The sequence below is a fragment of the Erwinia artemisiae genome (assembly GCF_051400835.1).
Taxonomy (GTDB): Bacteria; Pseudomonadota; Gammaproteobacteria; order Enterobacterales; family Enterobacteriaceae; genus Erwinia; species Erwinia aeris.
In genome coordinates, this window is the sequence record NZ_JBLFFM010000006.1 from 276,480 (window position 1) to 301,259 (window position 24,780).

The 24,780-nt window shown below is 57.1% G+C and carries 25 protein-coding genes and 1 tRNA gene; 12 read left to right on the top strand and 14 right to left on the bottom strand.

Translation table 11 applies throughout. The features are described 5' to 3' along the window. Positions 1-14 precede the first annotated feature (14 nt). The 5 genes from ACMGEE_RS15345 to hpxU all read right to left on the bottom strand — a co-directional run bounded on the left by ACMGEE_RS15345 (position 15) and on the right by hpxU (position 3,936). Complete coding sequence (locus ACMGEE_RS15345; protein WP_125288932.1) at positions 15-752, bottom strand: amino acid ABC transporter ATP-binding protein; 738 nt, start codon at positions 750-752, stop codon at positions 15-17. Then, entirely contained in the window at positions 733-1,389 is a 657-nt protein-coding gene (locus ACMGEE_RS15350) for an amino acid ABC transporter permease (protein ID WP_369895578.1), read from the bottom strand. Before ACMGEE_RS15350 ends, ACMGEE_RS15345 begins: the two co-directional genes overlap by 20 nt. Continuing rightward, on the bottom strand, positions 1,389-2,054 hold the full coding sequence (locus ACMGEE_RS15355) for an amino acid ABC transporter permease (RefSeq protein WP_253455339.1): 666 nt from the start codon (positions 2,052-2,054) through the stop codon (positions 1,389-1,391). Before ACMGEE_RS15355 ends, ACMGEE_RS15350 begins: the two co-directional genes overlap by 1 nt. A 10-nt stretch (positions 2,055-2,064) precedes the next feature. Beyond that, positions 2,065-2,844 carry a transporter substrate-binding domain-containing protein gene (locus ACMGEE_RS15360; protein WP_253455340.1) on the bottom strand — a complete coding sequence of 260 codons (780 nt, stop codon included), beginning with the start codon at positions 2,842-2,844 and terminating at the stop codon, positions 2,065-2,067. 252 nt (positions 2,845-3,096) lie between these two features. Further along, on the bottom strand, positions 3,097-3,936 hold the full coding sequence (gene hpxU / locus ACMGEE_RS15365; protein WP_253455341.1) for a MurR/RpiR family transcriptional regulator HpxU: 840 nt from the start codon (positions 3,934-3,936) through the stop codon (positions 3,097-3,099). Positions 3,937-4,118: 182 nt separating this feature from the next. Between hpxU and ACMGEE_RS15370 the strand changes: the two genes are divergently transcribed. The 5 genes from ACMGEE_RS15370 (at position 4,119) to ACMGEE_RS15390 (ending at position 8,711) form a co-directional block, all read left to right on the top strand. Then, positions 4,119-5,705 (top strand): gamma-glutamyltransferase family protein, encoded by a 1,587-nt coding sequence (locus ACMGEE_RS15370; protein ID WP_436830304.1) that lies wholly within the window; start codon positions 4,119-4,121, stop codon positions 5,703-5,705. Positions 5,706-5,717: 12 nt separating this feature from the next. Further along, positions 5,718-5,903, top strand: coding sequence for an oxalurate catabolism protein HpxX (hpxX, locus tag ACMGEE_RS15375; protein WP_436830305.1), 186 nt, complete (start codon positions 5,718-5,720; stop codon positions 5,901-5,903). Then, positions 5,900-7,300, top strand: coding sequence for an AtzE family amidohydrolase (locus ACMGEE_RS15380; RefSeq protein WP_369895581.1), 1,401 nt, complete (start codon positions 5,900-5,902; stop codon positions 7,298-7,300). The genes hpxX and ACMGEE_RS15380 overlap by 4 nt, the downstream gene beginning before the upstream one ends. Beyond that, positions 7,297-7,686, top strand: coding sequence for an oxalurate catabolism protein HpxZ (hpxZ, locus tag ACMGEE_RS15385; RefSeq protein ID WP_301253361.1), 390 nt, complete (start codon positions 7,297-7,299; stop codon positions 7,684-7,686). Before ACMGEE_RS15380 ends, hpxZ begins: the two co-directional genes overlap by 4 nt. A 317-nt stretch (positions 7,687-8,003) precedes the next feature. Further along, positions 8,004-8,711 carry an aspartate/glutamate racemase family protein gene (locus ACMGEE_RS15390; RefSeq protein ID WP_369895582.1) on the top strand — a complete coding sequence of 236 codons (708 nt, stop codon included), beginning with the start codon at positions 8,004-8,006 and terminating at the stop codon, positions 8,709-8,711. A gap of 63 nt (positions 8,712-8,774) precedes the next feature. Here the strand turns inward: ACMGEE_RS15390 and puuE are convergent, their stop codons facing one another. The 3 genes from puuE to ACMGEE_RS15405 are packed head-to-tail and all read right to left on the bottom strand — an operon-like array spanning position 8,775 to position 11,220. Beyond that, the gene (gene puuE / locus ACMGEE_RS15395; protein WP_253455347.1) at positions 8,775-9,734 is read right to left on the bottom strand and encodes an allantoinase PuuE; all 960 of its coding nucleotides are present in this window, start codon (positions 9,732-9,734) and stop codon (positions 8,775-8,777) included. A gap of 30 nt (positions 9,735-9,764) precedes the next feature. Beyond that, positions 9,765-10,505 (bottom strand): allantoin racemase, encoded by a 741-nt coding sequence (gene hpxA / locus ACMGEE_RS15400; protein WP_253455348.1) that lies wholly within the window; start codon positions 10,503-10,505, stop codon positions 9,765-9,767. Beyond that, the gene (locus ACMGEE_RS15405; RefSeq protein ID WP_253455349.1) at positions 10,495-11,220 is read right to left on the bottom strand and encodes a GntR family transcriptional regulator; all 726 of its coding nucleotides are present in this window, start codon (positions 11,218-11,220) and stop codon (positions 10,495-10,497) included. The genes hpxA and ACMGEE_RS15405 overlap by 11 nt, the downstream gene beginning before the upstream one ends. 145 nt (positions 11,221-11,365) lie before the next feature. On the opposite strand from ACMGEE_RS15405, the gene ACMGEE_RS15410 reads away from it, so the two are divergent. After that, a complete protein-coding gene (locus ACMGEE_RS15410; RefSeq protein WP_369895585.1) occupies positions 11,366-12,865 on the top strand; it encodes an NCS1 family nucleobase:cation symporter-1 in 1,500 nt (499 codons plus the stop codon). A 210-nt stretch (positions 12,866-13,075) separates the two neighbouring features. On the opposite strand, the gene ACMGEE_RS15415 is transcribed toward ACMGEE_RS15410, so the two are convergent. Together ACMGEE_RS15415 and ACMGEE_RS15420 are read right to left on the bottom strand one after the other, a co-directional pair. After that, complete coding sequence (locus ACMGEE_RS15415; protein ID WP_436830316.1) at positions 13,076-15,508, bottom strand: formate C-acetyltransferase/glycerol dehydratase family glycyl radical enzyme; 2,433 nt, start codon at positions 15,506-15,508, stop codon at positions 13,076-13,078. Between the two features lie 4 nt (positions 15,509-15,512). Beyond that, the gene (locus ACMGEE_RS15420) at positions 15,513-16,412 is read right to left on the bottom strand and encodes a glycyl-radical enzyme activating protein (RefSeq protein ID WP_436830306.1); all 900 of its coding nucleotides are present in this window, start codon (positions 16,410-16,412) and stop codon (positions 15,513-15,515) included. Between the two features lie 135 nt (positions 16,413-16,547). Here ACMGEE_RS15420 and fsa point away from each other — a divergent pair, with 135 nt between their 5' ends. After that, entirely contained in the window at positions 16,548-17,237 is a 690-nt protein-coding gene (gene fsa / locus ACMGEE_RS15425; protein ID WP_253455353.1) for a fructose-6-phosphate aldolase, read from the top strand. 67 nt (positions 17,238-17,304) lie between these two features. On the opposite strand, the gene ACMGEE_RS15430 is transcribed toward fsa, so the two are convergent. After that, a tRNA-Asp gene (locus ACMGEE_RS15430) sits at positions 17,305-17,381 on the bottom strand. A gap of 123 nt (positions 17,382-17,504) precedes the next feature. Beyond that, positions 17,505-18,239, bottom strand: coding sequence for a DNA polymerase III subunit epsilon (gene dnaQ / locus ACMGEE_RS15435; protein WP_125288912.1), 735 nt, complete (start codon positions 18,237-18,239; stop codon positions 17,505-17,507). 52 nt (positions 18,240-18,291) lie between these two features. Here dnaQ and rnhA point away from each other — a divergent pair, with 52 nt between their 5' ends. Beyond that, positions 18,292-18,759: a ribonuclease HI gene (rnhA, locus tag ACMGEE_RS15440; protein WP_253455354.1), complete on the top strand. Its 468-nt coding sequence runs from the start codon at positions 18,292-18,294 to the stop codon at positions 18,757-18,759. On the opposite strand, the gene ACMGEE_RS15445 is transcribed toward rnhA, so the two are convergent. Beyond that, entirely contained in the window at positions 18,744-19,475 is a 732-nt protein-coding gene (locus ACMGEE_RS15445) for a class I SAM-dependent methyltransferase (RefSeq protein WP_253455355.1), read from the bottom strand. The two genes, rnhA and ACMGEE_RS15445, sit on opposite strands and share 16 nt — an antisense overlap. A 44-nt stretch (positions 19,476-19,519) precedes the next feature. Here ACMGEE_RS15445 and gloB point away from each other — a divergent pair, with 44 nt between their 5' ends. From gloB to ACMGEE_RS15460, 3 genes are all read left to right on the top strand, one after another. Further along, positions 19,520-20,275 carry a hydroxyacylglutathione hydrolase gene (gene gloB, locus ACMGEE_RS15450; RefSeq protein WP_253455356.1) on the top strand — a complete coding sequence of 252 codons (756 nt, stop codon included), beginning with the start codon at positions 19,520-19,522 and terminating at the stop codon, positions 20,273-20,275. A 70-nt stretch (positions 20,276-20,345) separates the two neighbouring features. Beyond that, on the top strand, positions 20,346-21,704 hold the full coding sequence (gene mltD / locus ACMGEE_RS15455; RefSeq protein WP_125288908.1) for a murein transglycosylase D: 1,359 nt from the start codon (positions 20,346-20,348) through the stop codon (positions 21,702-21,704). 107 nt (positions 21,705-21,811) lie between these two features. Continuing rightward, a complete protein-coding gene (locus ACMGEE_RS15460; RefSeq protein ID WP_370735036.1) occupies positions 21,812-22,510 on the top strand; it encodes a cyclase family protein in 699 nt (232 codons plus the stop codon). On the opposite strand, the gene ACMGEE_RS15465 is transcribed toward ACMGEE_RS15460, so the two are convergent. Then, positions 22,507-23,292: an endonuclease/exonuclease/phosphatase family protein gene (locus ACMGEE_RS15465; RefSeq protein WP_253455358.1), complete on the bottom strand. Its 786-nt coding sequence runs from the start codon at positions 23,290-23,292 to the stop codon at positions 22,507-22,509. The two genes, ACMGEE_RS15460 and ACMGEE_RS15465, sit on opposite strands and share 4 nt — an antisense overlap. Positions 23,293-23,682: 390 nt before the next feature. Between ACMGEE_RS15465 and yafC the strand changes: the two genes are divergently transcribed. Then, positions 23,683-24,579: a DNA-binding transcriptional regulator YafC gene (yafC, locus tag ACMGEE_RS15470; protein ID WP_301253372.1), complete on the top strand. Its 897-nt coding sequence runs from the start codon at positions 23,683-23,685 to the stop codon at positions 24,577-24,579. Positions 24,580-24,780 lie beyond the last annotated feature (201 nt).

Below are 24,780 nucleotides of genomic sequence, written 5' to 3' on the forward strand. Positions count from 1 at the left end.
TGCAGATCCGGTGCTCAGCTCAGGCCGCGCACCGATGAGATAAACTGTTTCAACTCCGCCGTCTGCGGGCTGGCGAACACGCTTTTGCTGTCGCCCTGCTCCCAGACGCGGCCCTGATGCATAAACACCACGCGGTCGCCCACTTCCCGGGCAAAATTCATTTCGTGCGTGACTAAAATCAGCGTCATGCCTTCGCGGGCCAGCTGCTCAAGCACTTTCAGCACTTCACCCACCAGCTCCGGATCGAGCGCCGAGGTGATTTCATCGCACAGTAACACTTTGGGCGTCATCGCCAGCGCCCGCGCAATCGCCACGCGCTGCTGCTGGCCGCCAGAAAGGCTGGACGGGTAGTAATCCATGCGCTCGCCGAGGCCGACCTTCTCCAGCATTTGCGCCGCCAGCGCCCGGCATTCCGCCTCTTTCTTTTTCAGCACGCGCCTGGGCGCCAGCATGACGTTTTCCAGCGCCGTCATATGCGGAAACAGGTTGAAGTTCTGAAACACCATGCCGACGGAACGGCTGATTTCCCGCGCCTGCGAATCGCGATCGGTGATGGTCATGCCGCCCAGCTTGATGCTGCCTTCCTGATAGCCTTCCAGCCCGTTGATACAGCGCAGCAGCGTGCTTTTCCCCGAGCCGCTGCGGCCGATAATCGAGATGACCTCGCCCATATCAATGTCCAGATCCACGCCTTTCAGCACGTGGTTGGCGCCGTAATATTTCTGTACCTGATTAATGGTGATGAGCGGCATTGAATTTTTTCTCCAGGTACTGGCTGTAGCGCGACAGCGGATAGCAGATCAGGAAGTAGCCCAGCGCCACCAGCCCGAAAACTTTAAAAGGTTGGTAGGTCACGTTATTCAGGATGGTGCCCGCCTTGGTCAGCTCGACAAAGCCGATAATCGACGCCAGCGCGGTGCCTTTGACCACCTGTACGGCAAAGCCCACGGTCGGCGCGATGCCGATACGCAGCGCCTGCGGCAGCACCACGCGATACAGCGTCTGGCCTTTGGCAAGCCCCAGGCAGCGCGACGCCTCCCACTGCCCTTTCGGCAACGCGTTGATGCTGCCCACCCAGATATCGATCAGAAAGGCGCTGGTATAGAGCGTCAGCGCCAGCGAGGCGGCCGTCCACGGCGAGACGTCGATGCCAAACAGCGCCACGCCGAAAAACGCCAGGAACAGCTGCATCAGCAGCGGCGTGCCCTGAAAAAGCTCGATATAGGTGCTGATTGCCCGGTTGGGCCAGCGGCGACGCGTCAGGCGCACCATCACCAGCGGCATCGCCACCAGCGTGCCGCCAAAGAACGCGGTCAGCGACAGCAGCAGCGTCCAGCGCGCCGCCAGCAGTAAATTGCGCAGAATGTCCCAGTCGGTAAATGTCGTCATCAGGCCGTTCCTCCCAGCCATTTACGTCCGGCCGCCAGCAGCAGCTGACGCATGGCGATCGACAGCGCCAGATAAATCAGCGTGGTGACCAGATAGACCTCAAAACTTAAAAAGGTGCGTGACTGGATCAGGTTGGCGGCAAAGGTCAGCTCTTCATACGAAACCTGCGAGACCACGGACGATCCCAGCATCACGATGATGCACTGGCTGACCAGCGCCGGATAAATGCGCTTTAAAGAAGGTGGCAGAACCACGCGCAGGAAAGTCTGCGACCGCGTCAGGCCCAGCACCCGGCCCGCTTCCCACTGGCCTTTCGGCGTGACCTGGATCCCGGCGCGGATAATTTCCGTGCTGTAGGCGCCCAGGTTGATCAGCATCGCCAGCAGCGCCGCTTCGCCAGCGGTCAGCTTCAGCCCCAGGTTCGGCAGGCCAAACACGATAAAGAACAGCTGCACCACAAACGGCGTGTTACGGATCAGCTCAACGTAGCAGCCCCACAGGCGGCTGAGCGCCGAAGGCCGTCCGCTACGCAGCGCCGCGCCCAGAATACCGAGCGCCACGCCGCCCGCCGTCGCCATCACGGTCAGCTGAATAGTGATCCAGAGTCCGGCCAGCAGCTGCGGCCAGTAAGGCAGCAGCGCCGGAAAGTCGAGTTGCTCCGTCATTGGCCGGCCCTTACGCGCTGAAGTCGGCCGGCAACGGCGCTTTCAGCCACTGCTGCGACAGCCCGTTCAGCGTTTTATCTTTGATCGCCTGTTCGATAAGGCCATCCACCTTCGCCTTCAGCGCCGGTTCGCCTTTGCGCATCCCGATAAAACAGGGCGAATCTTTCAGCATAAACTTAGCCACCGGCGCTTTGTCTGCGTTCTGGCGCGCAATCGCCGCCACCACCAGGTTGCCGGTCGCCACATACTGTACCTGGCCCGACAGGTAGGCCGACAGCGTGGTGTTGTTATCCTCATAGCGTTTCAGCTGCGCGTCTTTGGGCGCAATATCGCTTAATGCCATATCCTCTACCGCGCCGCGAGTTACGCCAATCGACTTGCCGCTCAGCCCGGCTGCCGCTTTCAGTTCGGCCTCTTTCGGCCCGAAAACGCCCAGGAAGAAAGGCGCATAGGCGCGGCTGAAGGCGATAACTTTTTCCCGCTCGGGATTTTTACCCAGGCTGGAGATCACCAGATCCACTTTATCCGTCTGTAAATAGGGGACACGGTTGGCGCTGGTGACCGGCACCAGCTGTAACTTAAGTTTCATCTGGCTGGCCAGGTAGCGCGCCATATCGATATCGTAACCCTGCGGCTGTAGCTCGGTGCCGACCGAGCCAAACGGCGGAAAGTCCTGCGGCACGGCGACGCGAAGCACGCCGCGTTTCTCTATATCCTGCAACTGATCCGCTTGTGCGGCCTGGGTGAACAGCAATACTGCGCCCGCGATAGCCAGTAACGTTTTTTTCATTTTCTCTTCCCCGGTTAAGCCAACATGAAACGAAAGATTCCTGAAATAATCATTTGCAACTAATGTGCCAGCCACGGAAAAAGGGATCGCCAGCCGTGGAACAGCACGCAAAGAAAGGAAAAAGCGGTTTCAAACCAGCCAGAAAGCAGGAGATAAGGCAGAAAAAGAAGCATGTCAGCAAGCTCAGAAAACAGTTTCCCGATGCCTGCGGCGCTGCCCTGAAATAAAGCAAAGCACCAAAATGGTGCCCTGTCAGCGTTGTTCCAGCTCGTCCAGCTGGCCGTACAGATTAGCGATATGATGGATGCGCTGACGACCTTTACTTAACAGCTCATGCAGCAGCGCATTGGTCAGCAGGTTGATGAGGCTGTTGGCGCAGGCATAGCTGTCGAAAGCGGACACGCTGTCCAACGGCGCGCAAAGCTGCCATGTCGCCAGCGCCAGGATCGCCTGCGCCTGCGGCTCACAAATCACCAGCGTGGGCACGCCAGCCTGCTGAAGCTGTTGCAGCAGGGGCTTAATGATGCGCGGACGACGGCGAAAGGCAATCACCACCACTACATCGTCCGGCGTCATATCCGGCAGCTCTTCCGCCAGCGTCTGCCCCGGCTGCGGCACGACGGAGACCTCGCCGCGCGCCTGCAACAGCTGCTGCCGAAGGTGCAGCGCCACCGGCCAGGAGTTGCGCATACCGACAATAAAGATGCGCCTGCTGGCGGCCAGTCTTTGCACCACCTCGCCGAACTGCGCGGCGTCCAGCTGGCTTACCCACTGCGTCAGGTTTGCCATCTCTTGCTTGTAGTGGCGCGCCAGCAGCGTGTTGCCCTGCACCGCGTCGCGATTGTCGGTCAGCGGCATGCCGCTTTGGCGCAGCGTACGCAACTCGTCGCGCATATCGCGATATTTCTCATAGCCAAGACGTTTGAATAAGCGACTGACGGTCGCTTTAGAAACGCCGCTGAGCCGCGCCAGCTCTGCGCTGTTATAGCTAATCAAATCGTCAAAATGATCGAAGATGAAATCCGCCGCGCGCTGCTCCTGCGGAGAAAGCTGGGGATAGTGATTTCTCAGGCGCTCATCAAGCTGCTTCATGATATGAACCTTGTAACTTTTGTTTCAGAGAAGATAACGTATACAAATAACGTGCCGGGCGGAAAAGTTCACCTTCATCTTGCAAGCCGGACGCGTTTTTTCACTGCCCTGCCGTTCCGGCTGCAACAAACTGGAACAGCTCTTGCTTCCCTTTCTGCTCCGTCCCTGAAAATGAGAACGTGATGATACAAAGTAATCTCGCTCCGCTTGGCATGGCCGTAACGCCTCATCATCTCGCCAGTGAAAGCGCGCTGGCCATTCTGCGCGAAGGCGGCAACGCTATTGAGGCGATGGTCGCGGCGGCGGCCACGATCGCTGTGGTTTATCCCCATATGAACGGGCTGGGCGGCGACGGCTTCTGGCTGATTATGCCGCCGCAGGGCGATCCTGTCGCCATCGACGCCAGCGGCGCGGCCGGATCGCTGGCCGATTTCGCTTTTTATGACGGCGCGGCGGCTATCCCCCATCGCGGGCCAAAATCGGCGCTGACGGTAGCCGGAACGGTCAGCGGCTGGTCAGAAGCGCTGACGATAGCCAACGAGCTTAGCGGTGCCGTGATGCCCGTTTCACGCCTGCTGGCCGATGCGATCCGCTATGCGGCGGACGGCATTCCCGTCACCCAATCGCAGTCGACCGCAACCGCCGGCAAATATCACGAGCTGGCGGCGCAGCCGGGCTTCGCGGCCGCTTTCCTGCCGGATGGCGAGGTGCCGCGCGCCGGCAGCCGCTTTACCCAACCGGCGCTGGCAAACACGCTGGGCATCCTGACGGAACAGGGGCTGGACAGCTTTTATCGCGGCTCGCTGGCTAATCGCCTGGCGGCAGAAATGTCGGCGCTTGGCATGCCGATTACGCTGGAAGATCTTAATAAGCATCGGGCGAAGCGCCGTAAGCCATTAAGCATCCGCCACGAGTACGGCGAGGTCTTTAATATGACGCCGCCGACCCAGGGCCTGGTGTCGCTGGCGATTTTGGGCATCACCAATCATCTGAATATGGCGGAAGCAGACGAGGTGCAGACCGTGCACCGCATCGTGGAGGCGACCAAGCTGGCTTTCGGCCTGCGCGACCGCTATATCACCGATCCGCTGCATATGCGCGAAGAGATGCAGGCGCTGCTTGATTCCGACCAGCTCGAAACGCTGGCGGGGCAAATCAGCGACAGCCGCGCGGCCGGCTGGGGAACCGGCAAAGGGCCGGGCGATACCGTGTGGATGGGCGTGATGGACAGCAGCGGCCTTGCCGTCTCTTTTATTCAGAGCATCTATCACGAATTCGGCAGCGGCGTGGTGCTGCCCGGCACCGGCATCACCTGGCAAAACCGCGGCGCGGCGTTCAGCCTGGATCCCGAACACCTGCTGGCTTTAGCGCCGGGCAAACAGCCTTTTCATACGCTTAATCCCGCCGCCGCACGGCTGAACGACGGCCGCACCATGGTCTACGGCTCGATGGGCGGCGACGGCCAGCCGCAGACTCAGGCCGCCATTTTTACCCGTCACGTGGTGCAGGGAATGCCGCTACAGCAGTGCGTCAGCGCGCCGCGCTGGCTGCTCGGCCGCACCTGGGGCCAGGCTTCCGATTCGCTGAAGCTGGAGGGCCGTTTTTCCGCCGCCACCTTTACCCGCCTGCGCGAGCTGGGGCATGAAGTCGAAGCGCTGGAAGATTTCAGCGAGGCGGTCGGCCACGCGGGCGCGATTGTCCGCCATACCAACGGCATGCTGGAAGGCGCCAGCGATCCCCGCAGCAACGGCAGCGCGGCCGGTTTTTAACAGGAGAAGATCATGAACACCGAAATTGACTGGACGGCTTATCTGACCCACATGGAGCAGGTGCTGGGCGTACCGATGGACGACTGTCGTCGCGCCGAGCTGCTGGTGCAGTTTTCACGTATTGCCGAGATGGCCGCGCCGCTGATGGCGTTCCCGCTGGATGAACGTCAGGAAATCGCAGGAGTATATAAAGCATGACGCTCAGCTCCCTTTCCATTGCCGAACTAAAAAGCGCGCTGCTTAAAGGCGAGCTGAGCGCCAGAGAAATCGCGCAGCAAACGCTGGACGGGATCGAGCGGCTGGATCCGACGATCAATGCCTGGACGAGCGTAACGCGGGATCGCATGTTGAGCGAGGCCGATCGCCTCGATCGTCAGCGCAAAGAGGATCGTCCGTTACCCGCGCTGGCGGCCATTCCCTGCGCGGTAAAAAATCTTTTTGACGTTGCAGGCCATACCACGCTGGCGGGTGCCAGCCTGCTCAGCGATCGCCCGGCGGCCAAAAAAGACAGCTGGGCAGTGAGCAAGCTCAGCGAGGCGGGCGCGCTGCTGTCCGGCATGGTGAATATGGACGCCTATGCCTACGGTTTTACCACGGAAAACAGCCATTACGGCGCCACGCGTAACCCTCACGATAGCCAACGTATCGCCGGGGGATCCTCTGGCGGCTCGGCGGCGGCCGTCGCCGCTGGCCTGGTGCATTTTTCACTGGGCTCGGATACCAACGGCTCGATCCGCGTACCGGCTTCGCTGTGCGGCATTTTTGGCCTGAAGCCGACGTTTGGCCGCCTGTCGCGCAGCGGCAGCCAGCCCTTTGTCGCCAGCCTCGATCATATCGGGCCTTTCGCCCGCAGCACCGAAGATCTGGCGTTGGTTTACGATGCGTTACAGGGCCGCGATCCGCAGGATAGCTTTCAGGCGGAAAAAGCGATCCAGCCTGTTCATCGCCTGTTGGAGCAAGGCGCACAGGGCCTGCGGTGCGCCGTGCTGGGCGGCTATTTTCAAACCTGGTGTGATGACGATGCCCGCGCAGCCGTCGCGCAGGCCGCAAAAGCGCTTGATGCGCAGGAAGAGGTGCTGATGCCGGAGGCCGCGCTGGCCCGTACCGCCGCGTTTATCCTGACCGCTGCCGAAGGCGGCAACGCCTGGCTGCCCGCGTTGCGCGCGCAGCCGGAGCGTTTTGAGCCGCTGTCGCGCGAGCGCCTGCTGGCCGGTGCGATGACGCCTTCCGCCTGGTACGTGCAGGCGCAGCGCTTCCGCCACTATTTTCGTGAGCGGGTGCTGCCCCTGTTCGGGCAGTTTGACGTGCTGATTGCGCCCGCCACGCCCACCAGCGCCACGCTGATTGGACAGGAAACGATGCATATCAACGGCAGCGATTTGCCCATCCGCGCCAGCATGGGCATGTTGACGCAGCCCATCTCCTTTCTGGGGCTGCCCGTGACGACCGTGCCGCTGCAAACGCCGGGCGGCATGCCGATCGGCCTACAGCTTATCGCCGCGCCGTTTAAAGAAGAAGCCTGCCTGCGCGTGGCATGGACGCTGGAGAAAATGGGCATAGCTAAAGCACCTGTAGCAGGAGGATTGACAGCATGACGGATAAAATTAATCGCCCCTCGGTGCTGGCAGAGGTTACCGAAGCTTTTTATCGCTACGAGCAGGCGCTGACCGGCAACGATATCGACGTGCTCGACGAGCTGTTCTGGCATGACGAGCGCACCGTGCGGCTGGGCGCAGGAGAAAATTTATACGGGATTGAGGCGATCCGCGCTTTCCGCGCCGCGCGTCCTGCACAGGGCCTGGCTCGTCAGCTGCGTAATACGGTAATCACCACGTTTGGCGATGATTACGCGGTATGCAGCACAGAGTTTACCCGTGAGGGAACGGATAAGATTGGTCGTCAGCAGCAGACATGGGTGAAGCTGCCGCAAGGCTGGCGGATTGTCGCCGCGCAGGTCAGCCTGATAACGTGCGGCGAATAATGCCGTTTCACCAGGAGTGAATCCGCAGACCCGGCAGAAGCCCGACCGGCTATTTTTTAGCCTGAAAATGCTTTTACCAGGGCCAGGCTCTTTTCTGTCACCTGTTTGCGGGAGAGAGCCAGGCCTTAAGGTCGTTTAATCCGTAACCAGATACGCATTAAAAAATGGACCGCATCAGTTTATTTAAGCGCTTAATTATCAACCAGTGTCTATCGGTTTACCGCCGTCCTTATCTCTGTTGAGCTGTTAATAATTTCTTTTTTACTGCTGGCGCTATGTATGATGAATTTTGTCCGTTATCAAAGGGAGAGAGCGTAATGCCTTACAGTCTAGGGGTGCTGGCCGGTATGGGGCCGCGCTCCACCGCGCCTTTTATCGATATGTTGGTGGATGAGTGCCAAAAGCAATACGGGGCCAGGTTCGATATCGACTATCCCAAAATGCATATTATTTCCTTGCCGACGCCTTTTTTCCCTGACCGGGCGGTTGAAGATGCCGCAATGTCAGCGGCACTGCGCGATGGCATTAGCGATCTGGTAAAAGTCGGGGTCAATTTGATCGTGGTGCCCTGCAATGTAGCCCATTGCTACTTTGCTGAAATGCAGGAGGCCAGCGCTGGCATTCCTGTCCTGCATATTGCCGACTGCGCGCTTGAACGCCTTGCCGCAGCGGAGAACATCGCCGTGATTGCTACTGAGGCTACGCTTGATGCGGGTTTTTATCAGCAGCGTCTGCATCTGACAGGAAAGCGCTGTGTCTCTTCTGAGCCATTACGTGCGAGCACAACGCGTTTGATAGCGCTGATTAAGCAAAACGGATTTACCGATCCTGAAGTGATAACGCAGTGGCGGGCGCTGATTTCTCTGGCGCAGGAAGCTGGCGCCCAGGCGCTGCTTATTGCCTGTACGGACATCAGCCCCTTACTTAAAAGCCATCCTCAGCAGTTGCTGCCGATTGTTGATACGGCAGCAAGCCTGGCTGAAGCGGCTATTCGTGGTTTTGCCAGCTCCAGGTCGATCCGCTAGCCAATTTTGCCTCTGCTGGCGATCCTGTCAGGATGGCACTTCATGCCTTCCTGACAGGTTTACTTACGCCTCCGGCGCCGGGTGCGTCTTTATCCAGTGGTCGGCAATCTGCTGGCGCGTGCAGATCCAGACCTTATCATGCTGCTGTACATGATCCAGAAAGCGCTGCAATGCGCGGAAGCGGCCAGGCCTGCCCAGCAAACGGCAGTGCATGCCGATGGAAAGCATTTTCGGCGCCGTCTCGCCCTCTTCATACAGCACGTCAAAGCTGTCTTTCAGATAGGTGTAAAACTGCTCCGCCGTGTTAAAGCCCTGCGGCGTGGCGAAACGCATGTCGTTGGTTTCCAGCGTATAAGGTACGATCAGGTGCGGCTTGACCGTCCCGTCCTGACAGGTCACCTTTGTCCAGAATGGCAGATCGTCGCCGTAATAGTCGCTGTCGTAGGTAAAGCCGCCCTGCTCCACCACCAGCCTGCGCGTATTCGGGCTGTCGCGTCCCGTATACCAGCCGGTTGGCGCTTTGCCAAAAAGATCGGTCAGCGTATCCACCGCCTGCTGCATATGCTGCCGCTCGGTTTTTGCATCCATCCCCTGATAGTGGATCCAGCGCCAGCCGTGGCTGACCACGTCGTAATCGGCGTTTTTAATCGCCTCGACGATTTCCGGATGACGTGCCAGCGCCATCGCCACGCCAAAAACGCTTAGCGGCAGGCCGCGCTTCTGGAACTCGTTGTGGATGCGCCAGAAACCGGCGCGCGAGCCGTATTCATACAGCGATTCCATCGACATATGGCGCTCGGGATAGCTGGCCGCACCGATAATATCCGATAAAAACTGCTCGGAGCCGGTATCGCCATGCAGCACGCTGTTTTCCGCGCCCTCTTCATAGTTCAGAACAAACTGCACGGCGATACGTGCATTGTCCGGCCAGGCCGCATGGGGCGGCTTTCCGGCGTAGCCGATCAGATCGCGGGGATAGTTTTTATTGAAGCTGTACTCTTTCTTTTCATCAGCATCGGTCATGATCGTAGTCCTGTTCCAGAGCAAGATAACTTAGTTTAGGCGCTTAAACTGACCCGACAGGTTTTTTCGCAGCGGATAGTCCAGATCGCCATGCTTACTGGTCGACAGCCCCAGCGCCACCAGCGATTCCACCATTTTTACCGCCGCGCCCACGCCGTCAATAACCGGCATATTCAGCTCCTGCGTCAGTTCCCGCGCCAGCCGGGCCATGCCGCCGCAGCCCAGTACAATGGCGCCGCTGCCGTCCTCTTTTTTTGCGCGGATGCAGCGCTCACGCACTTTTTCCTGCGCCAGCCCTGTGCCATCCTCCAGCGCCAGTACCGGCAGATCGATAGCATGCAGCGCGGCGCAATGCGGTTCAAAACCATACTGCTGTAAAAGATGACGCGCGATAATAACGGTGCGCGGCAGCGTGGTGACGATGGAAAAGCGCGTGGCAACCATCGTAGCCATATGCATAGCGGCTTCCGCAATGCCGATAACCGGCCCCGAAGCCAGTTCGCGCGCCGCCAGCAGCCCCGGATCGCCAAAGCAGGCGATAACGTGACCGCAGACGCCCTGCTCGCGTCCGGCTTTTATTTGCTCCAGCACGCCGATAGCGGCGACGGCCTCGTCAAAATGCCCTTCGATTGAGGGAACCCCTTCCGAGGGACAAACCGCCAGGATTTCCGTCGTCGGCGATGCTACGGCGCGCGCCGCTTCGCCAATGGTTTCGGTCATCGCCAGGCTGGTATTGGGATTGATAACCTGAATAAGCTGTTTAACGGTCATTCGCGCCTCCAAAACCGGTGAACAGGCTGGCGAAATCCGGCAGCGTTTCGCCGCCGCGCTCGAAATGCAGGCTCGCTACTATATGCGCAAAATGTTGCCGCATTGCTTCAGTAAGCGGCACCAGCGCTTTTTGTCTGAGCAGGCCGATCAGCCTGTCGTGGTCGTCACAGCGGCAGCCCTGCTGCCACGGCGCGCCCCAGGCCGCAATCACCAGCGACGAACGCTGGGTCAGTCGGGTCACCATCTCGGTCAGCACCTGGTTACCGGAGATCGCCTGAAGCTGAATATGGAACGCGGCGGAAAGCCGGATCGCCGCCGGGCCGTCACGCTCGTCATGCGCCTGCTGTTCCTGCTGGATTAGGTTTTCCAGCGCGACCAGATGGGTAGACTGACAGTGCGCCAGCACGGTGGGAAGATTGGCGCATTCGATAAGTTCACGCGTACGGAAGATGTCCTGCGCTTCTTCTGTCGAAGGCGTGGCAACTTGTGCACCACGCTTGGGCGTTAACACCACCATCTGCACCGCAGCGAGGCGAGTCAGCACTTTACGGATGCCGGTTCGACTAACGCCGAAGACGTCGGCAAGCGCTTCTTCCGGCAGTTTGCTGCCCGGCGGCAGCTGACGCTCCACCATCGCCTTCATCAGCGCCTGAAAGATAGCTTCGTCTTTGTCATTCAGGTCGGTAGCCCTTTTCAGGCCGCTTTCACTTTTCATTTCCTGGTCCGCTCAGGTTTATCTTGCCTAAAATCGTACACACGATTGGCTTATTTTGTATACATGAATTCAACTTCTGGCCTGGATCCTGCAATACCTCTCTCAACCGTTTGCTATTTCGTTGAATTGTTGAGGAGCAGGTTTCATGCCAAAGAGTCTACATGTTACTCCGGCGTCCGCAGAGGAAGCGCACGCCAGCTACAGCCCGCGGCTGTGCAACGAGGATCTGGCCCCGACGCGCGAGCAGAACTGGAGCTGGTACAACATCTTTTCTTTCTGGATGTCGGACGTGCACAGCATGGGCGGTTATGTGGTGGCGGCCAGCTTTTTTACGCTGGGTCTGGCGAGCTGGCAGGTGCTGATTTGTCTGCTGGCGGGCATTTGCATCGTGCAGCTGTGCGCTAATCTGATCGCTAAGCCCAGCCAGATGACCGGCGTGCCTTATGCGGTCGTTTGCCGCCAGGCCTTTGGCGTATTCGGCGCCAATATTCCGGCGGTGATCCGGGGTCTGATCGCGTTCGCCTGGTACGGTATCCAGACCTGGCTGGCCGCTAACGCGCTGATGCTGGTAACGCTGAAGTTTTGGCCTTCACTGGCGCCGATGACGCAGGTTTCCTGGCTGGGCCTGTCGCAGCTTGGCTGGCTCTGCTTTGGTTTTATGTGGCTTGCTCAGGCGCTGGTGTTCTGGCACGGCATGAAGGCGATTAAGCGTTTTATCGATGTGGCCGGCCCGGCGGTCTATGTGGTGATGGTGCTGCTGGCGGTCTGGATTGTATACAGAACGGGTTTTGAAGGTATTTCCTTTACGCTCTCCACGAAACAGCTCAGCGGCAGCCAGCAGCTCTGGCAGATGGTGACCGCGACGGCGCTGGTCGTCTCTTATTTCTCCGGGCCGCTGCTTAATTTTGGCGACTTCGCGCGCTATGGCAAAAGCATGAAGGCGATCCGCCGCGGCAATCGCTGGGGGCTGCCGTTTAACTTTTTGCTTTTTTCCGTGGTGACGGTGGTGATTGTTTCCGGTACGCAGTCGCTGTTCGGCCATATGATTACCGACCCCATTGAAACGGTCAGCCGCGTGGGCAGCGATTTGGCGGTGGCCGTTGGCCTGCTGACGATGATCACCGCGACGATCGGCATCAACATCGTCGCCAACTTCGTTTCGCCCGCGTTCGATTTTTCTAACTGCTCGCCGCAGAAGATTAGCTTCCGCACCGGCGGCATGATTGCTGCCGTAGGATCGGTGCTGCTGACGCCGTGGAACCTGTTTCAGTCGCCCGAGCTTATCCACTATACGCTGGACGTGCTGGGCGCCTTTATCGGCCCGCTGTTTGGCATCCTGCTGTGCGATTTTTACCTGGTCAAACGCGGACAGATTTCAACGGACGATCTTTTTAACGCTACGCCGCAGGGAAAATACTGGTATCGCGGCGGATTCAATCCTAAGGCGATTGCCGCGCTGCTGCCCTCGGTACTGATTGGGCTGGCGATTAGCTTTTCGCCTTCGCTGCACGAAGTGGCTAACTTCAGCTGGTTTATCGGCGTTGCTTTGGCGGCAGGCTGCTATCGCTGGATGGCACGCGAAGAGTGCGTAAGCTCTGTGCCGCGTTACGCGAGCCGCGTAGCGGTGGAGAAAAGACGCGCTTAAATGATAAGGGCAGAAAGCCTGCTACCGGCAGGCTTCCGCTTAAAAAAACGTTCAGCTCTGCGCGCCTTCCTCTGATTTGATAGCTTCAATTTTTAGCGCTGCTTCAAGCCTGTAAGCGTAGCGGTTCGCCATTTTTGAAGTTAGTTTGTGCTGATAAAAGAGTACAGATCGGCTCACAATCAAGCCTGGCCTGTACTCTGCGATGCCCCGTCAAAGGCTATGTTCGGTGCGGGCAATAATATCGTCCTGCGCGTCGGGAGAAAGCGCGGTAAAGAAGGCGGAATATCCCGCTACGCGCACCACCAGATCGCGATAATTATCGGGCTGCGCCTTTGCGGCCAGCAGCGTTTCCCGCGAGACGATGTTGTACTGAATATGCCAGCCTTTGTGCGCTTCAAAGAAAGTGCGCAGCAGCAGCATCAGCTTTTGCCTGTCGCCCGGATTATCCAGCGCGGCGGGATTCAGCTTCTGGTTCAGCAAAACGCCGCCCAGAATCGATCCGGTAGGCAGCTTGCTGACTGAACCCATCACCGCCGTCGGCCCCAGGCGATCGGTGCCTGACGCCGGACTGGCCCCTTCCGCCAGCGGCGTTCGCGCTTTACGCCCGTCCGGCGTCGCCATCGTCTGCGCGCCAAAAGGCACGTTGGCAGAGATAGACGAGGTGCCCGCATAGTAACCGCCACCGATCGGGCCGCGGCCATGGCGTGGATTAACGTAGCTTTTCAGCTCCTCAATATAGGTTTGATAAGCGCGCGTCAGCAGCTCATCGACATAATCATCGTCGTTGCCGTATTTTGGCGCGCCGTTAACCAGACGCTGGCGCAGCTGCTCGCCGCTCAGACCGTCAAAATCGGTGGCCAGCGCTTCGCTTAATGCCTGCTGCGCCACCACTTCTTGTTCAAACACCAGTTTTTTCACCGCCGCCAGGCTGTTGCCCAGATTGGCGATGCCCACCTGCAATCCCGATACCCAGTCATATTTTGCGCCGCCCTGCTTGATGCTTTTTGCCCGCTCAATACAGTCATCCACCAGCGCCGAACAGAGAATATCGTGCGCGTTCTCTTCCAGCACCGTATCCACCACGTACTCTATTTCTATCGATTTGCGGGTGTAATAGCGGATCTGCTCATCCCAGGCGCTCATAACCCGATCGAAACTGTCGAAATTGCCTGCGGAAAGCGCTTTGTCCTGCGGCAGAAACGTTTTGCCGCTGGTGGCGTCGCGTCCGCCTTCCAGCGACGCCAGCATCACGCGGGCGAAATTAATAAAGCTCATCCCGGTGCAGCGATAGCCCCACTTGCCGCCCACGGCCGTTTCGATGCAGCCGATAGCCGCATACTGATAAGCGTCGGCCGCTGAGACGCCCAGCCGGATAAATTGCGGAATGACGATTTCATCGTTGTTAAAGGCCGGCATCCCAAAGCCGCAGCGGATAACCTCCACGCAGGCATTCAGGAAATCGTCGCTCATTCCGGCATGGTAGCGCACGCTCAGGTTTGGCTGCGTCGAACGCAAACGACCGCAGGATTCCAGAATCGCGTAAGAGAGCGGGTTGACGGCATCCACCGCCTTGTCCGCCAGCAGATTCTGTCCGCCGATAGTGACGTTTTGATAGAGCGGACTGCCGGCCGAAGCTTTGGAGTGCGAGCCGGATCGGATCTTATTGACCTCCAGCAGCTTCAGCCAGCAGCTTTGCAGCAGCTCGATCGCCTGCTCGCGATCCGTATGCTGTTCCAGCTCCACGTCGCGGCGATACCAGGGATAAAGGTATTGATCCATGCGGCCAAAAGAGACCGAATGACCGTTAGACTCAATTTGCAGGATCAGCTGAATAAAATAGCAAAGCTGGAGCGCCTGCCAGAAGGTCTGCGGCGGCCGATGGGCGATCACGTCACAATTTTCCGCGATGGTCAGCAGTTCCCCACGGCGCGCGGCGCTCTTCTCTGCCTGCGCCATTTCGCGGGCCAGAGTGGCGTAGCGCTTGATATGCTCAGTTACGGCCTGAAGAACGATATCGATGGCTTTCAAAAACTGCTCGCCATGCAGATCGTTCAGATGCGTCAGATCGATGCGGCTGCGGCGTTCCGCCACTTTCTCACGCAGGCCATCCAGCCCTTTCTCCAGCAGCAGCGGAAAGTTGACGGCCAGATGGGCGTCGCCGGAGGTCATATTCCCTTCCGCTTTGATGATGCCGGTTGCCAGCAGCGCCTTCTGCTCCTCGGTAAACATGCCGTAGCAGCGATCCTGCACCGTCTGGCCGCGCCACCATGGGCAGATTTCATGCAGTACCCGCTTGTCCTCTTCAGAAACAGAAAAGCCCGCGCCGGGACGATCCGCCAGATCGTCGATCTCTTTTTCGATCCATGTCACGGTATATTCCGGGAAAATGGGCGCGGCGCGCACCTTGCTGGCCTGGTTGCCTACAATCAGCTCATCATGCTTAATCCAGATAGTCCGTTCCGCCAGATGGTGTGCCAGCGCCAGCGCGCGGCGAACCGGTACGGGTTTATCCTGATGCTGCTGATAGATTTCGCTATAGTGCCGCGCGCGCTCGGTACAAATCGGGGGCTTGCTGATAGCGATCAGGGCTTCTTTATGCGTTTTGATACGGCTGCTTAAAACATCAAGGTTAAGTCTGGTCATCATTTTATCCTCTTAGCGTGGTTATCAGGCCTTTTTGCCGCGCGTACGACTGCGCAAAGGCAAGGATTTCCGGATTATCGAGCGGCCTGGCTGGCGCAAGGTAAGGCTGATTAAGCAAGGCATATTTGCCTTTACCCAGCGTGTGATAGGGAAGGAAATGGATCTCTTTGGCCCGTAATCGATCGGCAGTGAAATCCACTATGCTGCGGATCGACTGCCGATCGGCGTTAAAACCCGGAACGAGCGGTACACGGATGACGATCTCCTTGCCCGTTTCCGCCAGCTTGCACAAATTAGCCAGCACCCGCTTCGCCGAACCGTTCGTCCATGCCTGAAAACGCGCTTCGTCGGTGTGTTTAAGATCGGCCAGGAACAGGTCGATCCAGGGCAGCGAAGGCTGGATATAACGCCACGGCACATGCAGGCAGGTTTCCACGGCCGTATGGATCCCTTCCTGATGGCTGAGCCGTAAGAGCGTTTCGGTGAGGTTTGGCGTCATAAAAGGCTCGCCGCCGGAAAGCGTCACGCCGCCCGCGCTGCGCTGATAAAAAGGCTTATCCCGCCTGACTACGGCCATAATTTCCGCTGCGCTTTTCTCTTCGCCGCAGATCGTCAGCGCCTGGGTGGGGCAACAGTTTTCCAACGCGGTGAAATGGTTGGGACGCATCTTCTCCCGGAAAATGACGAGTTGTTGTTGTTGACGAACGATGGCGTCCGGCACGGCCAGCTGGCATAACTCGCAGCCCGACAGGCAGGCTCTTTTATCAAACAGGATTTCGCGCTCGCGCGAGCAGCTTTCCGGATTCTGGCACCAGCGACATTTCAACGAACAGCCTTTTAAAAACACCACGGTGCGGATACCAGGCCCGTCGTGTGTGGAATAGCGCTGAATATTGAAAATCATGAACCGCCTCCGTCATATTACGTACGAAGATTTAAGTACTTTCAAATGAAAGTAACTTTGATCCCGGGCAATAAACAAGTTCACGCAGCGGGTAATATTTCGGAATTGCGATCGTCAACAGGCTTAAGGAGCTATATGGAACTCTATCTTGATACTGCGGATGTAGCGGCGGTAAAACGTTTAGCGAGGATACTGCCGCTGGCGGGCGTGACCACCAATCCGGCTATTGTCGCCGGCGGGAAAACGCCGTTATCCATTCTGTTACCTGAGTTGCAGGCGGCGCTGGGCGGCCAGGGCAAAATTTTTGCTCAGGTTATTGCCGCCCGGGCGGAAGAGATGGTGGAGGAAGCGTTACAGCTGCGCGCGATCCTTCCTGATGTGGTCGTAAAAATTCCGGCTACGACAGAAGGCCTGGCGGCAATCAGGCAGCTGAAAAAAGAGGCTATTCCAACGTTGGGCACCGCCGTTTATGGCGCAGCGCAGGGATTGTTCTCGGCGCTGGCTGGCGCGGAGTATGTCGCGCCTTACGTTAACCGTATTGACGCCCAGGGCGGAAATGGCATTCAGACAGTAGAAGCACTTCAACAGCTGCTTGCTCTGCATGCGCCGGGGGCTAAAGTGCTGGCGGCCAGCTTCAAAACGCCTCGCCAGGCGCTGGAGTGTATGCTGGCTGGCTGCGAAGCAATAACGTTGCCGCTGGATGTGGCCGAACAGATCCTCTCTGCGCCAGCGGTTACCGCCGCGGTCAATCAGTTTGAACAGCAGTGGATAAAGGCTTTTGGAACCGCGAGGCTGATTCAGGAAGAGAAAAGCGGAAAGGAATAAAAATCACGGGCTGTATGCCGAAATGACGAAAGCCCGATGCATTGCTGCATCGGGCTTTCCGGATACTTGGCGGAACGGACGGGGCTCGAACCCGCGACCCCCTGCGTGACAGGCAGGTATTCTAACCAACTGAACTACCGCTCCGCGCTTTGTTCCCCGTCGGGAACGGGGCGAATATTACGGTGCGGCCTGCATCCCGTCAATGCTTTTTCTTAAGCTTGCTGATCGACTGCCTGTTTTTTCGACTCTTACGACATTTCAACGTCTTCAGGCACGCCAGAGGCAGCTTCCGCCCTTCTTCATCACCAGATCGAGGCGGGATTCGTGTTCGGCAATCTCTTCGTCCGTCGCCGCTATCACGCACAGGCCAGAAGCCGGACGCGTGATGCGATAGATGGTTTCGTCGTTGCTCTGCTCCTGCCTGTCGCCCTCCATCGAAAACTTCAGCGACGTCTGCCCACCGGTCATGGTCAGGAAGACCTCGGCCAGAATTTCGGAGTCAAGCAGAGCGCCGTGCAGCGTTCGCTTACTGTTATCTATTTCATAACGCGAGCAGAGCGCATCCAGGCTGTTGCGCTTGCCGGGAAACAGCCTGCGCGCCATCGCCAGGCTATCGGTTATCTGGCAGAAGGTTTCGGTTTTGGGGATATTGCGGCCAAGCTTGCCGAATTCGTAGTCCATAAAGCCGATATCAAACGAGGCGTTATGGATCACCAGCTCGGCACCTTCTATATAGGCCAGGAAATCGTCGGCAATATCGGCGAAGGTCGGCTTATCCGCCAGAAATTCGTCGGCAATACCGTGTACGCCGAACGCTTCCGGATCGACCAGGCGATCGGGCTTGAGATAAACATGGAAGTTGTTGCCGGTGAGACGACGGTTTACCACCTCAACGGCGCCGATTTCAATAATGCGGTGCCCTTCATAGTGCACCCCGATCATATTCATACCGGTGGTTTCAGTATCGAGGACGATCTGACGCGTTGTATTTACTGTGCTCATAGGACCCGTTTTATGTCAGACTTGGCGTTTTTACACAGGGAGTCTACCAGAGATGCCTAAACAGGTAGAAATTTTCACCGATGGTTCTTGTCTTGGCAATCCTGGCCCGGGCGGATACGGCGCAATTTTACGTTACGGCCAGCACGAGAAAACGTTCAGCGCCGGCTATCAGCTGACCACCAATAATCGAATGGAGCTGATGGCGGCTATCGTCGCGCTGGAAGCGCTGACTAAACCCTGCGACGTCGTGCTGAGTACCGACAGCCAATACGTGCGTCAGGGCATTACCAGCTGGATCCATAACTGGAAAAAGCGCGGCTGGAAAACGGCGGACAAAAAGCCGGTTAAAAACGTCGATCTCTGGAAACGGCTGGATACGGCGCTGGGCCAGCATCAAATTACCTGGGAATGGGTAAAAGGCCATGCCGGCCATCCTGAAAACGAACGCTGCGACGAACTGGCGCGCGCGGCCGCCGGCAATCCATCCTTTGAAGACATCGGCTATCAGTCAGCATCCTGATGGCGTCGACGCATCCGGCTGGTTGCGCCAACGGCGGGTGCAAGCCTTCTTTGGGCCGCTGCCTTTTTGGCCGGATTCATCGTTAACGGGAAAGTCCGCTTGCGCGCGACGATAATGCTCAGGCAGCCCAGCGCCGGAAGATGCGTGCTGATGACCTTACCGCCCTGACGATTCCACGGCAGCACCTGAAAGCGCGAGCGCTGCACCACCTCGTAGTTTAACAGGCTGAGCCAGTCCATCAGCCTGGTCTGGGTAAACATCCGACTGTTCCACGGCACGCGTTGGCGCAGGCCGGGCACCAGTTTGCCCGTCCCCAGCACGCTGAACAGATTGAAGCCGCTGATAATCATCCAGCCGTCATCGATCAAAACGCGATCTACCTCGCGCAGAATACGGTGCGGATCGCTGCTCCAGGCCAGGCTGTGCGCCAGTAAACAGGCATCAACCGATTTTGATTCAAAAGGCAGGCTGCCGGCATCGGCCAGAACCTGCAAATTGTCGCCCTGTAAGCCAACGTTGACCTGATGCGAAATGGCGCAGCTTGCCGTGTCGATTTCCGCGCTCAGCGAGCCGATTTTCAGCAAATGAAAACCGTATAGCCTGTCCAGACAGGGTTGCAGATGCCGGGTCAGCGCGTCACGATAGTAGTCTCCCCAGGGGATGTCCGCCCAGGAATACGGCACGTGACGAATATGGCGTGTTTTAGCGGGCTTCATGCTTTACCATCTTCTTTCCATTGCGGCCAGTCAACGAGGCGATAATGAATCTTACCAGCATTCCGGCTTTTCAGGATAATTACATCTGGACATTAAATAACGATCGGGGCGACTGCCTGATTGTCGATCCGGGCGAAGCGGCACCGGTACTGACGGCCATGGAAAAAAACCAGTGGCGGCCAGCGGCGATCCTGCTGACGCATCATCATCACGATCACGTTGGCGGCGTGAAAGAACTGCTGCAACATTTTCCCGATCTGGTGGTGTACGGCCCGCAAGAGACACAAGATAAGGGAAGCAATCGGCTTGTCGCTGAGGGTGATAAGGTCGCTATTTTGGGCCTCGAATTTAGTGTGATTGCTACGCCGGGGCATACTTTAGGACATATCTCATACTATAGCGCACCTTACCTTTTCTGTGGTGATACGCTGTTTTCCGGCGGCTGTGGACGTCTGTTTGAAGGTACCCCTCAACAGATGTTCAATTCTTTTCAAAAGCTTAATCAGCTTCCGGGAGAAACGCTGGTGTGCTGCGCGCACGAATATACGTTATCGAATATGAAGTTTGCCTGCTCGCTGCTGCCACAGGATACGAAAATAGCGGGCTATTATCGCGAAATTAAGGAGTTACGTGCAAAAAACGCGGTTTCCTTGCCCGTAACGCTCGCTTTTGAGCGGCAAATAAATGTTTTTCTGCGTACGCAAGATGCTGATTTACAGAAAGTTATTGGCTTCGAAACACCTCCGCAACAAGAATGGCAAGTTTTTGCAACTCTACGCGAGAAGAAAGACCATTTTTGATTTTTCGGGTTGTGTTGAGCAGCCCGAGCACGTATAGTTGCTCGTCTTTTAAGCGAACAATGACACACACATGAAGGCTAAAGCGATATTACTACTCGCCTCGGTCCTGCTGGTGGGGTGCCAGGCGCCTAAGCACGACGCCCCCGAACAGCATGCACAGAGTTTGTCTTCAGCACAGAGCAGTCAGAACGCAGATCGGTTGTTATCGCCACGCTGGCAGGACGATGGGACCAGCCTGACGAAAGATCAGGATCTGTGGAATTTCATTAGCGATGAGCTGAAGATGAAGGTTCCGGAAAACCCCCGGATACGCGAACAAAAACAAAAGTATTTAAGAAACAAGAGCTATCTCCACGATGTAACGTTACGGGCTGAGCCGTATATGTACTGGATTGTCGAGCAGATTAAGCAACGTAAGATGCCGATGGAACTGGTACTATTACCCATAGTGGAGAGCGCTTTTGATCCTCATGCGACCTCTTCTGCCAATGCCGCAGGCATCTGGCAGATCGTGCCGCAGACGGGGCGTAATTATGGTCTGAAGCAGAACCAGTGGTATGACGGTCGTCGCGATATTGTCGCCTCTACCAAAGTCGCACTGGATATGATGCAGCGGCTGAACGGGATGTTCGGCGGTGACTGGCTGCTGACCGTGGCCGCGTACAACAGCGGCGAAGGTCGCGTACTGAAAGCGATAAAAAGCAACAAGGCTCGCGGTAAGGCAACGGATTTCTGGTCGCTGTCGCTTCCGCATGAAACCACGGTTTATGTGCCGAAGATGCTGGCGTTAAGCGAGCTGTTGAAAAACAACAAGCGTTACGGCATCCGTCTTCCGGAACCTAACGAAACCCGTGCGCTGGCGCGTGTTGAAGTGGGTCAGCAGATTGAGCTGACGCAGGCGGCGGAAATGGCCGGCATGTCGCTGAACAAGCTGAAGAGCTTTAATACAGGCTACAAGCGCGGGATGACGGCGCCTAACGGCCCGCACTATATCATGGTGCCGAAGTCGCACGTGGCGCAGCTGCGCAACTCCCTGGCAACAGGCGATATCGCGGCGGTGCAGCCAACGGCGCTGGCCAGTACCAGCACCTCTTACAAGGTGCGTAATGGTGATACCCTGTCAGGCATTGCAAAACGCCTGAACGTGTCGGTGAAGACGCTACAGCAGGCTAATAACCTGCGCGGCGTGAACATCAAACCGGGGCAGACGCTCAGCCTGGGCGGCGGCGAAAGCGCAGCCAGACTGGCCGATAATGGCAACAGCATCACCTATAAGGTTCGTAAGGGTGATTCTCTGGCCAGCATCGCAAAACGTCACGGCGTGAACACGAAAGATCTGCTGCGCTGGAACAGCGGCGGTTCGGCGAATATTCAGCCCGGCGACAGGCTGACGCTATTTGTCACCAACAACGCCACGCCTGACAGCTAAAGCTCAGTTTAAAAACCAGTCTTCGGACTGGTTTTTTTATGCCCGACATTTCCCGCTCCCCTCTCCTGTGCTTTACTGCCCCTCTGTCCAACGATCCTGAGGCCGCCATGACGAATGATCTGGTTGCGCTGCTGAACCAGCATCGCCTGATTGAACTGAGCCACGTTTATGAAGAAGGCATGCCGGTCTGGCCCGGTGACGGGCGCTTTTTCATGAGCAGCGCAGAAACATTCGCCGCAGGCGACGGTAACTATAACTGTCAGCTGAGCTTAGGCGATCATTGCGGCACGCATATAGACGCGCCGGCACATTTTATACCGGGCGGAAAAAGCATTGATAAGGTTGATATTCGCCAGCTGACCGGGCGTGGTCGCTGTCTGGATATGACCCATTTGCCGCAAAACAGCGCGATTACTCGTGCGACGATCGCGGACTGGGAAGGCAGATACGGCGAAATAGCGGCAAAGGATATCGTCCTGTTTCATACGGGCTACGATAAAAAGTGGCGTTGCCGTCCCGATCATACCGCGTTTATGAACGGCTGGCCGGGGCTGTCAGCCAGAGGCGCAGATTACCTGTTGGGAAAAGGCGTTACGGTTTTCGGTACCGATGCGATGTCGCTGGATGATGCAGGCAGCAAAGATTATCCGGCTCATCAGGCGATACTAAGTGCCGGAGGCCTGATCGTTGAAAGCCTGGCAAACCTTTACAGCCTGCCGACGGCTTTTACCTTTATCGCTCTGCCTTTGCGCATCAAAGGCGGCTCCGCCTCGCCCGTTCGCGCTGTGGCTCTGGTACAGGATTAAGGCTTAAACTCAACCAGTAAAGGGTTATGGTCGGAAGCACGCGTCACCAGCACGGAGGCCTCCGCTACGCCCATATCGCGGTAGAAAACGAAGTCCAGCGGCCTGCCAAAGGCTTTACGGCGATGGTCGTCGGTAAAGTTGACCTCGTGCAGCCCCATATTATGGGCAAAGGTATAAAGCGCATTGATCCGCTGGCGGCTCCAGGCATTAAAATCCCCGGCCATAATCACCGGCCCTTTATGGTGAATAATCTGTTCGCCTATAGGGCCAAGCTGCTTGCTGTATACGTCGATCCCCAGGCTAAAGTTGACCGCATGGATATTCACCACCATCAGCATCTTGCCGTCCGGTAGCGGATAGGCGGTGACAAGGGCTGATTTAGCCAGCCGCAGCAGCGGTTCACGTTCGCGCAGCGGATAACAGTAGACGGGATGCGCAGCGGCCAGCGTCATCACGCCGGAAGGATGCTGCGGCAGGACGAATGCCGGTACCTGATCCGCCGCCAGATAATTACTGGTGGCAAAACGGATCAGCTCTGGGGTCGTCTGCGCTTCCTGTAGCAATACCAGCTGAGCGTCTTTACCGAAGTTTTGTAATACCGAAAGCCATTCGGCGCGCTGCTGTTTAAATATGTTCCATACCAGCACCCGTAGCGTAGCGTGCTCTGTCAGCGGCGCACCGGGCGGTAACGCTTTGCCCATATGCAGCATAGCGCCCGGCGGAAAAATACGTTCCGCTGGCTGCCCTGCTACATATCTCATGGCATAAGTTTTTTTCCGCACGTTAGCGTCTGACCTCTGCGTGTTGATCAATGATCCTGCATTCAGTTATAGGGACTTTATGGCCGGGTTTCAATCGGAGGCGCCTAATAAGTGCCAGCTGAAGGTAAGCAAATACAAACTTTTGGTTGTCCGCCGCCTTTAACTGTAGCCGATTTAACGCGCCGGCTCCGGTTATGTATCTGATAGCGTTCATAACAGGACAGAGATCCGACTGTTTACAGGCCAGACGAGCACCGGGCATTTTCAGACAACGCCACAGGGATGCTTTATTGCTGTCAACGCACTGACAGAGGCCAGTCAGCCTCACCCGTTGTCTGGCTTCCCCTGCTTCCTCATGCTTTAATTACCGCCTGCAGGCTCCAAAAAAAGCATTACGTTCAGGAAGCAGTCATGAAGGCAAACTCAGAGGAACTGGCGATTTTTGTCGCCGTGGTGGAAAGCGGCAGTTTCAGCAAGGCCGCCGAGCGGCTGAAAATGGCAAATTCTGCTGTTAGCCGTGCGGTAAAAAAGCTGGAAAACAAGCTCGAGGTAGAGCTACTGACACGCACCACCCGACAGATTAAATTAACCCAGGAAGGCGAAGCCTACTTCAAGCGCGTTCAGGCGATTCTTCAGGAGATGTCCGCAGCGGAAAACGAGCTGGCAGAACGAAAAAGGCTACCAAAAGGGTCACTGCGTATTGATGCTGCTACGCCGGTGGTTCTGCATCTGTTAATGCCGATGATTAAACCTTTTCGGGAGCGCTTTCCTGAAGTCACCCTCTCTCTGGTTTCATCCGAAACCTTTATCAATCTGATTGAACGTAAGGTAGATATCGCTATCCGTGCCGGTAATCTTACTGATTCCAGCCTTCGCGCGCGCCTGCTGTTTAATAGTCGACGTAAAATAGTCGCCAGCCCTGGCTGGCTGCAACAGTTCGGCACGCCGCAAACCGTAGAGGATTTGGCACAGCACGACTGTCTGGGCTTTGTTGAACCCCTGAGCCTGAACCGTTGGCCCATTGCTAATGCAGACGGGCAGCTTTATGACATTACGCCCGCCAGTACCTCAAACAGCGGCGAGACGCTCAGGCAGCTGTGCCTGGCCGGTAACGGCATTGCCTGCCTGTCGGACTTTATGATCAATAAAGATTTAAACGATGGTTCGCTGATAGAGGTTATGGCCGACAGGCTTGTGCCGGTAGATATGCCATTTAACGCGGTTTACTATGGGGATCGCTCGGCTAACTCACGCGTTCGCTCTTTTATTGATTTTGTCAGCGAATGGCTCAGGCAACATCCGCTTTAAAGAAAAAAGATAGTCGAAGGCTGGCCTGTCCAGGAAGGGATAATGGCAGAACACAGGCAGGCCGGCTGACCAAAACTTATACGCAAAAAAAAGCCCTGAGCGTTAGCTCAGGGCCTTATATAAAGTGGCGGAACGGACGGGGCTCGAACCCGCGACCCCCTGCGTGACAGGCAGGTATTCTAACCAACTGAACTACCGCTC

Excerpts from the sequence above, each read along its gene's own strand:
- ACMGEE_RS15345 (WP_125288932.1), bottom strand. The coding sequence starts at position 752 with ATGCCGCTCATCACCATTAATCAGGTACAGAAATATTACGGCGCCAAC.
- ACMGEE_RS15350 (WP_369895578.1), bottom strand. The coding sequence starts at position 1,389 with ATGACGACATTTACCGACTGGGACATTCTGCGCAATTTACTGCTGGCG.
- ACMGEE_RS15355 (WP_253455339.1), bottom strand. The coding sequence starts at position 2,054 with ATGACGGAGCAACTCGACTTTCCGGCGCTGCTGCCTTACTGGCCGCAG.
- ACMGEE_RS15360 (WP_253455340.1), bottom strand. The coding sequence starts at position 2,844 with ATGAAAAAAACGTTACTGGCTATCGCGGGCGCAGTATTGCTGTTCACC.
- hpxU (WP_253455341.1), bottom strand. The coding sequence starts at position 3,936 with ATGAAGCAGCTTGATGAGCGCCTGAGAAATCACTATCCCCAGCTTTCT.
- ACMGEE_RS15370 (WP_436830304.1), top strand. The coding sequence starts at position 4,119 with ATGATACAAAGTAATCTCGCTCCGCTTGGCATGGCCGTAACGCCTCAT.
- hpxX (WP_436830305.1), top strand. The coding sequence starts at position 5,718 with ATGAACACCGAAATTGACTGGACGGCTTATCTGACCCACATGGAGCAG.
- ACMGEE_RS15380 (WP_369895581.1), top strand. The coding sequence starts at position 5,900 with ATGACGCTCAGCTCCCTTTCCATTGCCGAACTAAAAAGCGCGCTGCTT.
- hpxZ (WP_301253361.1), top strand. The coding sequence starts at position 7,297 with ATGACGGATAAAATTAATCGCCCCTCGGTGCTGGCAGAGGTTACCGAA.
- ACMGEE_RS15390 (WP_369895582.1), top strand. The coding sequence starts at position 8,004 with ATGCCTTACAGTCTAGGGGTGCTGGCCGGTATGGGGCCGCGCTCCACC.
- puuE (WP_253455347.1), bottom strand. The coding sequence starts at position 9,734 with ATGACCGATGCTGATGAAAAGAAAGAGTACAGCTTCAATAAAAACTAT.
- hpxA (WP_253455348.1), bottom strand. The coding sequence starts at position 10,505 with ATGACCGTTAAACAGCTTATTCAGGTTATCAATCCCAATACCAGCCTG.
- ACMGEE_RS15405 (WP_253455349.1), bottom strand. The coding sequence starts at position 11,220 with ATGAAAAGTGAAAGCGGCCTGAAAAGGGCTACCGACCTGAATGACAAA.
- ACMGEE_RS15410 (WP_369895585.1), top strand. The coding sequence starts at position 11,366 with ATGCCAAAGAGTCTACATGTTACTCCGGCGTCCGCAGAGGAAGCGCAC.
- ACMGEE_RS15415 (WP_436830316.1), bottom strand. The coding sequence starts at position 15,508 with ATGACCAGACTTAACCTTGATGTTTTAAGCAGCCGTATCAAAACGCAT.
- ACMGEE_RS15420 (WP_436830306.1), bottom strand. The coding sequence starts at position 16,412 with ATGATTTTCAATATTCAGCGCTATTCCACACACGACGGGCCTGGTATC.
- fsa (WP_253455353.1), top strand. The coding sequence starts at position 16,548 with ATGGAACTCTATCTTGATACTGCGGATGTAGCGGCGGTAAAACGTTTA.
- dnaQ (WP_125288912.1), bottom strand. The coding sequence starts at position 18,239 with ATGAGCACAGTAAATACAACGCGTCAGATCGTCCTCGATACTGAAACC.
- rnhA (WP_253455354.1), top strand. The coding sequence starts at position 18,292 with ATGCCTAAACAGGTAGAAATTTTCACCGATGGTTCTTGTCTTGGCAAT.
- ACMGEE_RS15445 (WP_253455355.1), bottom strand. The coding sequence starts at position 19,475 with ATGAAGCCCGCTAAAACACGCCATATTCGTCACGTGCCGTATTCCTGG.
- gloB (WP_253455356.1), top strand. The coding sequence starts at position 19,520 with ATGAATCTTACCAGCATTCCGGCTTTTCAGGATAATTACATCTGGACA.
- mltD (WP_125288908.1), top strand. The coding sequence starts at position 20,346 with ATGAAGGCTAAAGCGATATTACTACTCGCCTCGGTCCTGCTGGTGGGG.
- ACMGEE_RS15460 (WP_370735036.1), top strand. The coding sequence starts at position 21,812 with ATGACGAATGATCTGGTTGCGCTGCTGAACCAGCATCGCCTGATTGAA.
- yafC (WP_301253372.1), top strand. The coding sequence starts at position 23,683 with ATGAAGGCAAACTCAGAGGAACTGGCGATTTTTGTCGCCGTGGTGGAA.